The 13606-nt window shown below is 64.4% G+C and carries 12 protein-coding genes; 7 read left to right on the forward strand and 5 right to left on the reverse strand.

The features are described from left to right. Positions 1-948: a pca operon transcription factor PcaQ gene (gene pcaQ / locus DRB87_RS04735; protein WP_130025055.1), complete on the reverse strand. Its 948-nt coding sequence runs from the start codon at positions 946-948 to the stop codon at positions 1-3. Positions 949-1067: 119 nt separating this feature from the next. On the opposite strand from pcaQ, the gene pcaH reads away from it, so the two are divergent. The 5 genes from pcaH to pcaD all read left to right on the forward strand — a co-directional run bounded on the left by pcaH (position 1068) and on the right by pcaD (position 5131). Next, positions 1068-1778 carry a protocatechuate 3,4-dioxygenase subunit beta gene (gene pcaH / locus DRB87_RS04740; protein WP_130025056.1) on the forward strand — a complete coding sequence of 237 codons (711 nt, stop codon included), beginning with the start codon at positions 1068-1070 and terminating at the stop codon, positions 1776-1778. Between the two features lie 3 nt (positions 1779-1781). Then, entirely contained in the window at positions 1782-2372 is a 591-nt protein-coding gene (gene pcaG, locus DRB87_RS04745; RefSeq protein ID WP_130025057.1) for a protocatechuate 3,4-dioxygenase subunit alpha, read from the forward strand. A 140-nt stretch (positions 2373-2512) separates the two neighbouring features. Beyond that, on the forward strand, positions 2513-3889 hold the full coding sequence (locus DRB87_RS04750) for a 3-carboxy-cis,cis-muconate cycloisomerase (protein ID WP_130025058.1): 1377 nt from the start codon (positions 2513-2515) through the stop codon (positions 3887-3889). Then, positions 3886-4311 carry a 4-carboxymuconolactone decarboxylase gene (gene pcaC / locus DRB87_RS04755; RefSeq protein ID WP_130025059.1) on the forward strand — a complete coding sequence of 142 codons (426 nt, stop codon included), beginning with the start codon at positions 3886-3888 and terminating at the stop codon, positions 4309-4311. Before DRB87_RS04750 ends, pcaC begins: the two co-directional genes overlap by 4 nt. A 13-nt stretch (positions 4312-4324) precedes the next feature. Next, entirely contained in the window at positions 4325-5131 is an 807-nt protein-coding gene (pcaD, locus tag DRB87_RS04760; protein WP_130025060.1) for a 3-oxoadipate enol-lactonase, read from the forward strand. 91 nt (positions 5132-5222) lie between these two features. Here the strand turns inward: pcaD and DRB87_RS04765 are convergent, their stop codons facing one another. Further along, positions 5223-6152 carry a helix-turn-helix domain-containing protein gene (locus DRB87_RS04765; RefSeq protein ID WP_165385236.1) on the reverse strand — a complete coding sequence of 310 codons (930 nt, stop codon included), beginning with the start codon at positions 6150-6152 and terminating at the stop codon, positions 5223-5225. Positions 6153-6431: 279 nt separating this feature from the next. On the opposite strand from DRB87_RS04765, the gene DRB87_RS04770 reads away from it, so the two are divergent. Beyond that, on the forward strand, positions 6432-7610 hold the full coding sequence (locus tag DRB87_RS04770; protein WP_130025062.1) for a 4-hydroxybenzoate 3-monooxygenase: 1179 nt from the start codon (positions 6432-6434) through the stop codon (positions 7608-7610). 269 nt (positions 7611-7879) lie between these two features. Then, entirely contained in the window at positions 7880-9256 is a 1377-nt protein-coding gene (locus DRB87_RS04775; protein ID WP_130025063.1) for an MFS transporter, read from the forward strand. Positions 9257-9328: 72 nt separating this feature from the next. On the opposite strand, the gene DRB87_RS04780 is transcribed toward DRB87_RS04775, so the two are convergent. The 3 genes from DRB87_RS04780 to DRB87_RS04795 all read right to left on the reverse strand — a co-directional run bounded on the left by DRB87_RS04780 (position 9329) and on the right by DRB87_RS04795 (position 13343). Beyond that, positions 9329-11083: a chloride channel protein gene (locus tag DRB87_RS04780; protein ID WP_130027725.1), complete on the reverse strand. Its 1755-nt coding sequence runs from the start codon at positions 11081-11083 to the stop codon at positions 9329-9331. Between the two features lie 52 nt (positions 11084-11135). Further along, positions 11136-11573, reverse strand: a complete 438-nt coding sequence (locus tag DRB87_RS04785; protein WP_130025064.1) for a MarR family winged helix-turn-helix transcriptional regulator — start codon at positions 11571-11573, stop codon at positions 11136-11138. A gap of 537 nt (positions 11574-12110) precedes the next feature. Further along, positions 12111-13343 (reverse strand): porin, encoded by a 1233-nt coding sequence (locus DRB87_RS04795; RefSeq protein ID WP_240756181.1) that lies wholly within the window; start codon positions 13341-13343, stop codon positions 12111-12113. Positions 13344-13606: the final 263 nt, after the last annotated feature.

The raw sequence follows: 13606 nt of genomic DNA on the forward strand, positions 1-13606 counted from the left end.
TCAGCGTACGCCCGGTGTGCCGTAGCGCACGCGCGCTGCTTCGCGCATGGCGCTGATGAGTGTCTGTTCCGGCGGTGTCGGGACGGTGTCGCTGCGCCACAGAATGCCGATGGACTCCTCGGTGCCCTTCGTCGCGAACGGCAGAGCACACAGCACGCCATCGGCAAGGTCGTCCTGCACGGTGATTTCGGAGGCGATCCAGACGACATCGTCGCGCAAGGTCATCGCGCGGGCGAGCGACATCGAGAGCAGCTCGGCGTAGTCGTCGAGCATGCCCACGCCATGCGCGCGCAAGAAGCCGTCGGCGGTATGCCGCAGGATCGTGCCGTTCGGCGGCAGCACCACGTGATAGCGCGCAATGTCGGCCATCGACACGCTGCGCTGCTGAACGAGCGGATGCGACGCACGCACCACCACGCTCAGCGGGGTAGCGCACAGGTGCTCGAAGGTGAGGCCCGCCATGCCCTCGGGGTCCGACATCCGGCCGAGCGCCAGCGTGACCTGTCCAGACTTCAACTGCGTGAGCAACTGTTGATTGGCGCCGGTGTGGACTTGCACGACGATGCCCGGCCATTCGCGCCGGAACGTTTCGAGCACACTGGGCATCATGGCGGCCGCCAGGGTGGGCAATACGGCGATCTCGATCACGCCGCCCGTTTGACCGTTGGCGCGAGAGAGCACGTCGATGCCCTGACGCAGTGCGCTCACGCTCGCGCCCGCATGCCGCAGAAACAGTTCGGCCTGTGCGGTGGGGCGCGCGCCATTGCGCCCGCGCTCGAACAGACGCACGCCCAACAGGCCCTCGAGTTCGGCAATCGTCTTGCTCACGGCCGGTTGGGTAATGGACAGCGCTTCCGCGGCGCGTTGCAGGCTGCCGTGCTGGGCAACCGCCAGCAGGCATTGCAGATGGCGCAGCTTGATGCGCCCGTCGAGTCGATGTCTTTCCATGCAGAAAAGTTATGAAAAACCTAAGAAAATGTCAATAAATATATCCAATGATTATGGATATAGTGTCGAAAACCAGCTGGCGGCAAGCCAGATTCGTCAACACAAAATGGAGTGAGACCATGTCGAATTCGACGACCGTCCTGCGCCCCCGCGACTGGGATTCGCATCCCAAGCTGATCGACAGCGGGTATAAGTCCACGGCGCTGCGCGGCCCCAAGCAACTGCTCGTTCCCGTCAAGCAGAACCTCGCGAACCTGCGCTCGCCGGTCTACGGTCACGGTATCGTCGGGGCGCTCGATAGCGACCTGACGCGCAATGCGGTGCGCAACGGCGAGCCGCTTGGCGAGCGCATCATCGTGACGGGCCGCGTGCTCGACGAAGGCGGTCGTCCGGTGCCGAACACGCTTGTCGAGCTGTGGCAGGCCAATGCGTGCGGCCGCTACGTGCACAAAGTCGACCAGCACGACGCCCCGCTGGACCCGAACTTCCTCGGTGCCGGCCGCGCCCTGACCGACGCGCAGGGCCGTTACAAATTCCTGACCATCAAGCCCGGCGCCTACCCGTGGAAGAACCACCACAACGCGTGGCGTCCGCAGCATCTGCATTTCTCGGTGTTCGGTGAATATTTCGCGACCCGGCTGGTGACGCAGATGTACTTCCCGGGCGATCCGCTGCTCGGTTACGATCCGATTTTCCAGGCCACCCCGGCGCATGCCCGCGACCGTCTGATTGCGCGCTTCTCGATGGATATCACCGAGCCCGAGTACGCACTGGGTTACGAATTCGACATCGTCCTGCGCGGTGCCGACCAAACGCCGATGGAGTCCTGAGCCATGTCCGATTACCAGCAAACGCCGTCGCAGACCGTCGGCCCGTACTTCGCTTATGGCCTTTCGCCGGAGCAGTACCGTTACGACTTCAAGAGCGCTTTCACACCCGTGGTGGCGCTCGATCGTGCTGAAGGTGAGGCGATCCGCCTGGTCGGGCAGGTGCTCGACGGCGCCGGCCAGCCGATCAACGACGCGTTGATCGAGGTCGTGCAGGCCGATGCCGCCGGCCGCTACGTGCAGAGCGCCGACGACATCGAGCGCACCGGCTTCGCCGGCACGGGCCGTTGCGGCACCGGCACCCACGCCGAGCACTGTTTCGTCTTCGACACGATCAAGCCGGGCGCGGCCGCGCCCGGCGAGGCACCGCGCATCGATGTGATTCTGACGATGCGGGGCTTGCTCAATCATCTTTTTACGCGTATCTATTTCGACGACGAGGCTGCGGCCAACGCGCTCGACCCGGTGCTGCAACAAGTGCCAGCGGAGCGTCGCCACACGCTGATTGCGCGCCGCGAGGTGAACGGCGGGCGTGTGTCGTACCGGTTCGACATCCGCATGCAGGGAGACGAGGAGACGGTTTTCCTCGACCTTTGACGTCGGTCATGCAAGGCTGACACTGGCGCGGCTCCGGGCTGTCGGCATGCAAATGCCGCCGGCCCGCGGCCGTCTCCGCATTTTTGCAACGTACCCGGGCGGCCCGGTCCTACCCAACTCTAACCACCATCGACGCTCCGATGACGGAACTGCTTGACTCTTTGCTGCGCGGCGCTGCCGTGACGGCGCGCTTCTCGCGCGACGCCACGCTACAGGGCATGCTCGACTTCGAAGCGGCGCTGGCCGCCGCCGAGGCCGAGGCCGGTCTGATCCCGGCCGCCGCTGTCGCCCCGATTACCGCCGCCGCTCGTGCCGGCGATCTCGACTGGCTCGCGCTGCGCGACGCCGCGGCGTGCGCGGGCAACCTCGCCATTCCCCTGGTCAAGCAACTGACGGCGCGCGTGAAAGCGCTCGATGCCGACGCCGCTCGCTTCGTGCATTGGGGCGCCACCAGTCAGGATGTCATCGACACCGGTCTCATCCTGCAAGTGCGTGGCGCGCTCGACGACCTCGGCGCCGACCTCGACGGCCTTATCGTCGAACTCGCGGCGCAAGTCCGGCAGCATCGTGCGACGGTCATGGTCGGCCGCACGTGGCTGCAGCACGCCTTGCCGATCACGTTCGGCCTCAAGCTCGCGGGCACGCTCGACAGTTTGTTGCGCGCGCGCACCGATCTCGCGAACGTGCGTCAACAGGTGTTGTGCGCGCAATTCGGCGGGGCCGCCGGCACGCTGGCGTCGCTCGGCACGCAGGGCCCCGCGGTTGCCGCAGCGCTCGCGCGTCGCCTGGGTCTGTTCGAGGCGGCTACCCCGTGGCACGGCCAGCGCGATCGCGTCGTGCGCGTGGGAAGCTGGGCGGCGTCGCTGACCGGCTCGCTCGGCAAATTCGCGCGTGACACGGCGATGCTCACGCAAACCGAAGTCGGCGAAATCGCCGAGGCCTCCGGTCCGGGGCGCGGCGGATCGTCGACCATGCCGCACAAGCGCAATCCGGTTGGGTGCGCGGCAATACTTGCGGCGGCTACCCGCACGCCGCAACTGGCCGCCACGCTGTTCGTCGCGATGCAGCAGGATCACGAACGCGGTCTGGGCACGTGGCACGCCGAGTGGGAAACGCTGCCCGAGTTGCTCATGCTGTGCGGCGGAGCGCTGGCGACAGCGCGCACCCTCGTGCAAGACTGGACGGTCGACACGACGCGCATGCGGGCAAACCTCGACATCACGCACGGCCTCATCATGGCCGAGGCCGTGACGATGGCGTTGGGCGAAACGATGGGGCGTCTCGAAGCCCATCGGCGTGTCGAAGCACATTGCCGCAGTGCGCTCGCGCAGCACCGTCCTTTGCTCGATATCCTGCGCGAAGACGATGACATCACCCGCAGCCTCGGCATTGAAACGCTCGAGCGACTGACGGACCCGCAACATTATCTGGGTGCTGCCGAGACGTTTGTGGGCCGAGTTCTCGCGCTTGCCGACGCCGCCGTGGCGCCATCCCAACCCGGCAGAAAATCAACATGAACGATCAGGAACGCTACGACAACGGCATGCAGGTGCGCCGCGCCGTCCTCGGTGACGCACACGTGGACCGCACCCTTACACGCCGCAACGAATTCAACGACGACTTCCAGAACTTCATCACACGCTTCGCCTGGGGCGATGTCTGGACGCGTCCGGGTCTCACGCGCCATATGCGCAGCATGGTGACACTCTCGCTGCTCATCGCCCTGAATCGTGGCGACGAGTTCCGCATGCACGTGCGCGCCGCGTTCAACAACGGTGTGACGCGCGAGGAAATGAAGGAGCTGTTCATGCACGCTGCACTGTATTGCGGCCTGCCTGCCGCCAATCAGGCGATCCACGACGCCGAGACGGTCTTCGCGGAGATGGAAGCCGCCGAGCCCGGTTCGACGACCCGTGCGCGAGACGTCGCACAACGCTGAGGAGCCGAAACGAATGACGACGGAACGTCTTATCGAGGTGGGCGACGCTACGCTGCGCGTGGCGATCGACGGCGACGACCGCGCACCGGCGCTGGTGCTGTCCAATTCGCTGGGCACGACGCTCGAGATGTGGGCGCCGCAGGTGCCGGCACTCGCCCGCGAATTCCGGGTGATCCGTTACGACGCGCGCGGACATGGCGGCTCGTCCGTCACGCCGGGCCCTTACGTCATCGACCAATTGGGACGTGACGTGATCGGACTGCTCGACGCGCTGCATATCGAGCGTGCGAGTGTGGCGGGGGTGTCGATGGGCGGCATGACGGGCATGTGGCTGGGGATTCATGCACCACAGCGTCTCGAGCGTCTCGCTATCGTTTGCTCGTCGGCGCACATCGGCGGCGAAGACGGCTGGAATGCGCGCATTCGCACGGTGCTCGCCGATGGTATGGCTGCCGTCGCCGACGCCGTGGTGTCGCGCTGGTTTACGCCCGCGTTCGCGGCGAAGGAACCGGCGTTGATCGAGCGCATGAAGGCGATGTTCCGCTCGCTGTCCCCGCAGGGGTACGCGGCCGCGTGTGCCGCCGTGCGCGACATGAATCAGCTCGACGAGATTGCGTTGATCACCGCCCCGACACTGATCGTGACCGGCGCGGGGGACCTTGCGACGCCGCCCGCGATGTCGAGCGCGATGCTCGAACGGATTCCCGGCGCACAGCAGATCATCGTGCCGGGCGCGCATATCTCCAATATCGAGTGTGCCCCGGCCGTGACTGAGGCGCTCCTGAGCTTCCTGCGCGTGCCGATGCCGGCCAATGCGTAAGCACTGAGCGCCGACGCATCGACGCATAGGAGAATCGGTGCGTCGCCGGGGGCGGGCCTTCAACAGGGAAGGCCCGCCCCCGGGCGCGAGGTTATGAGGCGTCGCCCAAGTGGGCATGTTGCGCGTTGCGGCGGAACGCCGACGGTGTGACGCCGACATGCCGTTTGAAGACGCGGCAGAAATACGCCGGGTCCTGGAAGCCGAGTTCGTAAGCCACGTGCGAGACCGGCGCGGGAATATAGATCAGCTTGCGGCGCGCTTCGAGCATCAATCGGTCCTGCACCAGATCGAAGGCCGATTTTCCCGCGATGCGACGGCATAGCCGATTGAGCTTGCTCTCGGTGACATGCAGTCGTTCGGCGTAGGCCGATACGGCCCACGCCTCGGTGTAATGCGCCTCGACAAGGGCGCGAAAGCGCGCAAACAAATCCAGCTCCGTGCGTCCGGCCCGTGTCGCCGAATCGTGATGCGCGTGCAGGCGCGCGAGCAGCAGCAGCACGCTGCGCGTGAGCCATCCCACCATTTCCGCATGCCCGAGTTGCGGGCGCGAAAACTCGTCCATGATGAGGCCGAGCAACGTATAGAGACGGTCGCGCGTTTGCGGTGCGTCCCCCAGCGGGAATAGCCACGGCTTGCGCAGCAGCGACGCCATGTCGGCATCGGCGCCGAGCGCCGCATCGAACGGCACGCTCTGCGCCATCGTCAACACGAAGCCGTGCGCGCCGCGCGAGAAGCGGAAGTTATGGACGGCCGACGGATGCACGGTGATGACGGCCGGGCCTTGCACCTCCCACGTGGCGTCGTCGACGTTCGCCTCCACCGCCCCTTCGAAGATCGCCAGCACCTGGAACAGTCCCAGATGCCGGTGCGTGTCGATATGCCAGTCGTAGAGGCGGCTGCGCGTTTCGATCCACTCGATATGGACGAAATCGGCGCTGTCGGTGCCCGTCAATTCACCATACAGCGAGAATTCCGGAATCGCCTCGCGCGCCGCGCGCAGCCGGGGTGACGCGCCTGACATTCTGGTTTTCCCTTGGTCGAAGTTGTCGAAAAAGTACAAGAAAGGCGTCGATTCATCCATTCAACCCGACGCGTGCGGTCCATAAGATATGACGCATTCGCCCCTCGTGACAAGGCGTGTCCATCGGTTTAGGGATGCTCGTTTACGCGTAGTCCCAATTCGGTGCAGCAGGCGCAAGGCAGCAGAGAAATGCAAGCCGCATGCATGCCGTAGACCCGTCGCGAGATGCCCCGGCACGGGTGTGCCAGGCGCGGGCAATGCCACTACAGGAGACAACGCATGCGAACCCATTACCCCGTCGTCATCGTCGGTGCCGGTCCGGCCGGACTGCTGCTTTCCCATCTGCTGCATCTGCAAGGCATCGACTCGATCGTGCTCGAATCGCGCGCGCGCGCTGCCGTAGAGTCGACCATTCGTGCCGGTGTGTTGGAGCAGGGCACGATGGACATTCTCAACGAAACCGGCGTGGGCGAGCGCATGCGTCGTGAAGGCGCGCTGCATCATGGTATCGAGCTGGCGTTCGGCGGCCAGCGTCATCGCATTGCGCTGACCGAGCTGAGCGGCCGTGCCATTACCGTCTACGCACAGCACGAAGTGATCAAGGATCTGATCTCGGCGCGCGAAGCGGCGCAAGGTGACGTCCTGTTCGACGTGTCGGACGTCTCGGTGCATGACATCGATAGCACGACACCGAGCGTGCAATTCAAGGTGGACGGCCAGGTACGACGGCTGACGTGCGACTTTATCGCGGGCTGCGACGGCTTCCACGGAGTGTGCCGCCCGGCCATGCCCGCCTCGGTACGCAAGGAATATCAGCGTGTGTATCCGTTCGGCTGGTTCGGTGTGCTGGTGGAGGCGCCGCCATCGTCCGACGAACTGATCTACGCGGCACACGAGCGCGGCTTCGCGTTGATCAGCACGCGCTCCCCGACGGTGCAGCGTATGTACTTCCAATGCGATCCGAGCGAGCGCGCCGAGACTTGGAGCGACGAGCGTATCTGGCAAGAGCTGCACATGCGCACGGAAAGCGACGACGGGTGGCGCCTCAAGGAGGGGCCGATCTTCCAGAAGAACGTGATCGCGATGCGAAGCTTCGTCGCCACGCCGATGCAGTACGGTCGATTGTTCCTGGCGGGCGACTCGGCGCATATCGTGCCGCCGACGGGCGCCAAGGGCATGAACCTGGCCGTGGCCGACGTGTGGCGTCTGGCGCGCGCGCTCGACGACTTCTTCCATCGCGACAACGAAGCCGGTTTGCATGGATATTCGGAGGCGGCGCTCAAGCGGATCTGGCGCGCGGAGCACTTCTCGTACTGGATGACGCGCATGATGCACCGCCTCGACGACGCCACGCCGTTCGAGCAACAGATGCAGCGCTCGGAACTGGAGTACGTTGTCAGTTCGCGCGCGGCATCGCTCATGCTCGCGGAGAACTATGTGGGGCTGCCGCTTGCCTGAGGCGCAGGGCGGGGCATCGGCACGCGGGCACCGGTGCTCGCCAGCTCGCACGTATAACCGGCCGTTATGGATGATCTGACGAAAGATCATTTCGACGACCGGTTGAAAGACTTACAGTAGCGGCAGAAAATCGACGCCGCAAACCCGCCGAATCAGGTTAGCCGACAAGCGCGCCACCCCCGGCAAATGGACGCGCCTGCGCGGCGGCGAATGCCAAAAATTACAAAGCGACGACAGCCGGGGCGGGCACGCCCCGAGGAGACAGTTTCATGAATCAGACGCGAACGGTGGATGTGCCCACCTATATCAACGCACACCGATTTTCCGGCTACCAGTGGCTGGTGTTGATCCTGTGTTTCTTCGTCGTCGCCATCGACGGCTTCGATACCGCAGCGATCGGTTACATCGCGCCTTCGCTGGTGCAGCAGTGGCACATCGACCGAGGCTCGCTCGGCCCGGTGCTTTCGGCGGCGCTCTTTGGTCTGGCGGGCGGGGCAATTTTTGCCGGTCCGCTCGCCGACAAGCTCGGGCGCAAGACGCTGTTGGTGCTCTCGGTCGTCTTCTTCGGCATCGCTAGTCTCGCGACGGCCGTCGCTCAGGATCTGCAAACGCTCACGGCACTGCGCTTTCTGACGGGGCTGGGGCTCGGTGCGGCCATGCCCAATGCCGTGACGTTGATTTCCGAGTACGCGCCGGAATCGCGTCGTGCGGTCATCGTCAACACCATGTTCTGCGGCTTCCCGCTGGGGGCGTCGGTAGGCGGATTCGTTGCTTCGTGGGTCATTCCGCACTTTGGCTGGCATGCCGTGCTCGTGCTCGGCGGCGTATTGCCGCTGGTGCTCTCGGTGCTGTTGATCCTGTGCTTGCCGGAGTCGGTGAAGTTCCTCGTCGTGCGTCACAAGCCGGTCGAGCGCGTGCGTCGTATTCTGTCGCGGATCTCGGGCGAGCCGCTCGACGACGTCGGCACGTTCACGGTCAATGAAGCCGCGCCGAAACGGGCCGGTTCCGCCATCGGCGTGGTGCTTTCGAAGCAGTACGGCTTCGGCTCGTTGATGCTGTGGGTCACCTACTTCATGGGCCTCGTGATCTTCTATCTGCTCACGAGCTGGATGCCGCTGCTGTTCAAGGATGCGGGGTTCACGATCGAACGGGCTGCGCTGATCACGGCCCTCTTCCCGCTGGGCGGCGGCATCGGCACGATTCTGTCGGGCTGGTGCATGGACAAGTTCAACGCGCAGAAAGTGGTGGCTGTGGGCTACGCGCTGACGGCCGTGCTGGTGTATGCGGTGGGGCAGGCGATGGGCAACATCGGCGCGCTGGTCGTGCTGATTTTCCTGGCAGGCACGGCGATGAACGGTGCACAGTCGTCGATGCCGTCGTTGGCAGCGATGTTCTATCCGACGCACGGCCGCGCCACGGGCGTGGCATGGATGCTCGGTGTCGGGCGCTTCGGCGGGATTGCCGGTGCGTTGCTGGGTGCGGAGCTGATGCGCCGTCACCTGGGGTTTGCGTCGACGTTCTCGCTGCTGGCGATTCCGGCCGTGCTCGCCACGCTCGCCTTGCTCGCGAAGAATGCCTGGGAACGGGCCAGCGGCAATCCGCCGGCTGCCTCGCACGACGCGCGCAACTCGGCGCCGATGCACTGACCACCGACGTTCGTCTCGTTGCGTCCCGACGCGCCGTCAACCAGGGTTGACGGCGCGTCGTCGTATCTGGGATCAGCTACGTCGGCGTCCGAGATGAAGCATGCGCTCGCGCACTTCTTCTTCCGAGCGCCAGTGCTCAGCCGGTTTGACCAGATCGCTGCGGCTGATGATGCCGACGAGCTTGCGTGAAGCGGCATCACTCACGACCGGCAGTCGTTCCAGGTGATGCGCGGCGAAGCGTGCCGACACGATACGCCCCGTCTCCGACGCCAGCGCGACGAGCGGCGGATTCGCGCCATACAGTTGGCCCAGCGTTTGCAGCCCTTGTGCCTGCGCGCGCGTGAGTGCTTGCCGGTCGACCATGCCGAGCACGCTGTGCTCAGCGTCGACCACGGGGTAGGCGCGATGGCGCTGGCCCGCGCCGAAGGCTTGCTGTGCCGCTTCGTCGATGAGCATGCCGGCGGCCAGCGACACCGGCTCTCGGGTCATCAATTCGCCAACGTGCAGGCGCTCCAGCGGATCGACGCCGTATTCGCGATGGATGTGACGGCCACGTCGCGCGATCTTCTCCGTCATGATCGAGCGCGGCATGATCCAGATCGTGATGCCGTACGAGATGCCGCAAGTGAGCAGTAGCGGCAGCAACGCATTTACGTTGTGCGTGAGACCAAGGGCGAAGACGATGGCCGTCAACGGCGCGCCGAGCACGCCGGCGAGCGTTGCCGCCATGCACACCAGTGCCCACAGCGAGACGTCGCCACCCGGCAGCACCGGTGCGAGGAGCGTGCCGAGCCCGGCACCGATCATGAGCAGCGGCGCGAGCACCCCGCCCGAGGTGCACGATCCCAGGGCAATCGCCCAGATGATCGCCTTGACCACCAGCAGCGCCAGCGCGGCATGCAGCGTGAAGTGTCCGGCGAGCAGGTCTGCGATGACGTCATAGCCCACGCCGAGCGCACGCGGCTGGAGATAGCCGCCAATGCCGATGGCGACACCGCCGATGGCTGGCCACCACATCCAATGCACGGGAAGCTTGTGAAAGCCGTCTTCGATGGCGTAGAGGGCGCGCGACATGCTGGCGGACAGGATGCCCGCGCATACCCCGGCGATCACGCACGACAGCAGGGCGATGGGTGCGACGACGGATTCCGCCATCGGAAAGAGCGGACCTGCGTCGAGCATCAGCGGCCGTGCGAAACCGGCGACCGCGCATGCGGCGATCACCGGCAGCAGGCTGCGCGGACGCCATTCGAAGAGCAGCAGTTCCACGGCGAGCAGCACGGCGGCGACCGGCGTGCCGAATACGGCCGTCATGCCGGCGGTGGCGCCGGCCACGAGCAGTGTCTTGCGCTCGGCGGCGCTCAGATGAAAGTATTGGGCGATGAGCGAGCCGACGGCGCCGCCCGTCATGATGATTGGGCCTTCCGCGCCGAATGGCCCGCCGCTGCCGATCACAATGCCCGAGGACAACGGTTTGAGGATGGCGACGCGCGGCGACATCTTGCTCTTGCCGAACAGAATCGCCTCGATGGCTTCTGGAATGCCGTGACCGCGAATCTTGTCGCTGCCGAAGCGGGCCATCGCGCCGACGATCAGCCCGCCGATGACCGGTAGGGCGATGACCGCCGCGCCGAGCGTGTTATTGGCGGGCGAGCGTGGCGCGAACGAGAGCGTTTGATAGAAGAAGAGGTTGGTGAAGCCCTGGATGAGGTGCAGCAGCAACCACGCGGCAGGCACACCGCAAAAGCCGATGACGGCGGCCAGCGCAATGAGTCGAGGCAGGCCCGGCGCACGCGAAAAGTCCCGTGCGTTGGCGGGCGCGGCCATGATGGAGTGAGGCGAAGGAGTATGGGGAACGGAAGCCATGGCAATGCCGTGATTACAAATGAACGCCACGAATGTGGAAGATGTCCGCAAAGGTGCTCAACTCGTTGCGGTGCTGGGCGGCGAGATTCATGAGACACGCGTCGCCTGCCGCTGAGAGGTGCACTTCCACCACTCGCCGGTCGCTTTCGTTTTGGCGGCGCGTGACGAGCCCGGCTTTCTCGCAGCGGGCAACAAGCGCCACCACGCTGTGATGCACGGCTTGCAGGCGCTCGGCCAATTCACTGATGGACGCCCAGTCGCGCCCCGGTATACCTTTGACGTGCAGCAGCAACAGGTATTGCTGCGGTGTGATGCCTTCGTCGCGTGCGGCGGACTCGCTGAAATTGAGAAAGCGGCGCAGCCGATATCGGAATTCCGATAGGGCTTCGAAATCGCTCTTGGTCAGCGCATCGGTGGTGACCGTTGGATTGGGCGAGGGAGGCGCAGGCATGAGTCGAGCGGGCGAGAGGCGCCGCATAGTCCAAAAACGAAAAAATATATCATATCGCGATACATTCGGTGGGCTTAGGGATAGCCGGGATGACAAACTGGGCCCAGTGCGTGCAGAATCGCGAAAAAACGAGACTCAGTAGTGACGGGAACTCGATCCCCGCCGAGATGACGGAAGGCTGGTTGCCGATAGTCGGTGACAAGCGCCGTTCGAGCGGGCCGACCTCTGACAGGGAGGAGACATGGCTTCCACGGTCCGACGCCGCTGGCGTACGGGAACGTTGTTGTTGCTATCGGTGGCGCTGGGCTCCACAGTGGCCGCCTATCACTACGCCTCCGGTTTTGAACTGGGTGGCGGCGTTTTTCAGCAGATCGGTTTCGGACGTCAGGGCACGTCGTCCGGGCCGGGAGCGCACGTGCGCAAAGCGGCATCGTCCTGTTCCGGGAGCGATTGTCGCGGCGACCCGGCGACTCAGTCCCATTGACTCGTCTGCACGGCATGGCTGCCGCGCCCCATGGCAGGGCGCGGTGTTCCCCTTTAGAAGACGTGACGCAGGCCGAGGGTCACGGCGCTCTGGGTCGCGTCGCGTCCCGGTGCGCCACCCGTGATGCCCGGGTTGTACATATGCGACGCGCGCAGGTTCGCGAAGTTTGAATAGAGGTCGGTGCGCTTGGACAGGAAGTAGTCTAGGCCGACATTGAATTGGAGCAGACGACCCGTGGCCGAGGCGCCGACGAAGGAATACCGCGAGTGCAGGACTGCCGCGGCAAGCTTCAAATTCGGTAGCACCCAGTAGTTCACACCGACGTCGAACACGTTGGTCGCGTCGTTGTTCGAACCTGCGGCCGCGAAGGCGCCGCTGCCGGCGGCACTAGTGAAGGCCGTTGCCAGGGGGGCCGTCGTGCCTCCGAAGCGTGCTAGCGGTTGCAGCGTGCGCGACCAAGACGCGTAGACGCGTGCCTTGTCCCACCGGTAGCTCGTGCCGACCATCCACGTGCGAATGCAGACATCGCTTGCATGTCCGTAGGCCGGATCGCAACCTCCACCAGGGGTCGCGCCGGCATCGCTCGATGCGTTCGTCGTCCCGGTTCCGGTGCCCAGTCGTGATTGCCAATACCCGAAGCCGACGCCGAAGCCGCCGTACTTGTAGTTCGCACCGAAGCCCAGCGATTGCCCCGTGGCCATCGATCCGGGGGTGCCGCCGAAGCCATAAGTAACATTGGCGCTCAGACCACGAAAGTCCGGCGAATCGTAGCGGATCGAGTTGTTGGCGCGATTGCCACCGACGCGGTCGAGATTGTTGTCGTGAACGCCGTTGATGAAGACGCCGAAGTCGTGGACGCTCGAATACCAGGTGGCGATTTCGTCGATGTAGTCCTTGCGACGGCCAATCTGCACAGTGCCGTAAGGACTCGACAGGCCGACGACGGTCGTGCGTCCTAGCGCCAGGCCACCTTGCCCAGCGGTGCCGTTGGCGACTGAGAACCCGCCTTCGAGGATGAACAGCGCCTTCATGCCGCCGCCCAGATCCTCTGTCCCCTTCATGCCCCAACGCGATTGTTGAAGATCACCGCTATCGATGCTCAATCGGTTGCCGGTCGCCGTGCCGCTCGGCCCTGCAACTTTGCTCACGTACGTGAGGCCGCTGTCGAGAAGGCCGTAGAGCCTGACGTTCGATTGTGCGTCGGCCGACGGGCTGACGGCCGCAAATCCTGCGACCCCGGTGGCCATGATGGCGACGCGTGCGATTAACCCTGCCTTCTGCTTCATATCTCCCCCTCTGGGTGTGTGGAACGACGTCGTGTTTCAATGTTTTAATGATTGAAACGATGTTTTGAAAATTATTGAATTTAGGGGGTGGCAACGTCAATCGGTGGAAAAATTTTCCGAACCCGCGCAATCAAGATACTGACAAATTTGATATTTCATCCATTGAAACGCGGAAAAAATAGTGAATTTTGGCAAATTATGCGGGTCGCTACCAAAATAGGCGCGTGCCGCTGACAGATTCCTCACTTGACCGCCTAAATTTT

The organism is Pandoraea sp. XY-2 (assembly GCF_004193915.1).
GTDB lineage: Bacteria > Pseudomonadota > Gammaproteobacteria > Burkholderiales > Burkholderiaceae > Pandoraea > Pandoraea cepalis.

Coding starts and splice junctions, on each gene's coding strand:
- DRB87_RS04785 (WP_130025064.1), bottom strand. CDS start 11,573: ATGCCTGCGCCTCCCTCGCCCAATCCAACGGTCACCACCGATGCGCTG.
- DRB87_RS04750 (WP_130025058.1), top strand. CDS start 2,513: ATGACGGAACTGCTTGACTCTTTGCTGCGCGGCGCTGCCGTGACGGCG.
- pcaG (WP_130025057.1), top strand. CDS start 1,782: ATGTCCGATTACCAGCAAACGCCGTCGCAGACCGTCGGCCCGTACTTC.
- DRB87_RS04795 (WP_240756181.1), bottom strand. CDS start 13,343: ATGAAGCAGAAGGCAGGGTTAATCGCACGCGTCGCCATCATGGCCACC.
- pcaC (WP_130025059.1), top strand. CDS start 3,886: ATGAACGATCAGGAACGCTACGACAACGGCATGCAGGTGCGCCGCGCC.
- pcaH (WP_130025056.1), top strand. CDS start 1,068: ATGTCGAATTCGACGACCGTCCTGCGCCCCCGCGACTGGGATTCGCAT.
- pcaD (WP_130025060.1), top strand. CDS start 4,325: ATGACGACGGAACGTCTTATCGAGGTGGGCGACGCTACGCTGCGCGTG.
- DRB87_RS04775 (WP_130025063.1), top strand. CDS start 7,880: ATGAATCAGACGCGAACGGTGGATGTGCCCACCTATATCAACGCACAC.
- DRB87_RS04765 (WP_165385236.1), bottom strand. CDS start 6,152: ATGTCAGGCGCGTCACCCCGGCTGCGCGCGGCGCGCGAGGCGATTCCG.
- pcaQ (WP_130025055.1), bottom strand. CDS start 948: ATGGAAAGACATCGACTCGACGGGCGCATCAAGCTGCGCCATCTGCAA.
- DRB87_RS04770 (WP_130025062.1), top strand. CDS start 6,432: ATGCGAACCCATTACCCCGTCGTCATCGTCGGTGCCGGTCCGGCCGGA.
- DRB87_RS04780 (WP_130027725.1), bottom strand. CDS start 11,083: ATGGCCGCGCCCGCCAACGCACGGGACTTTTCGCGTGCGCCGGGCCTG.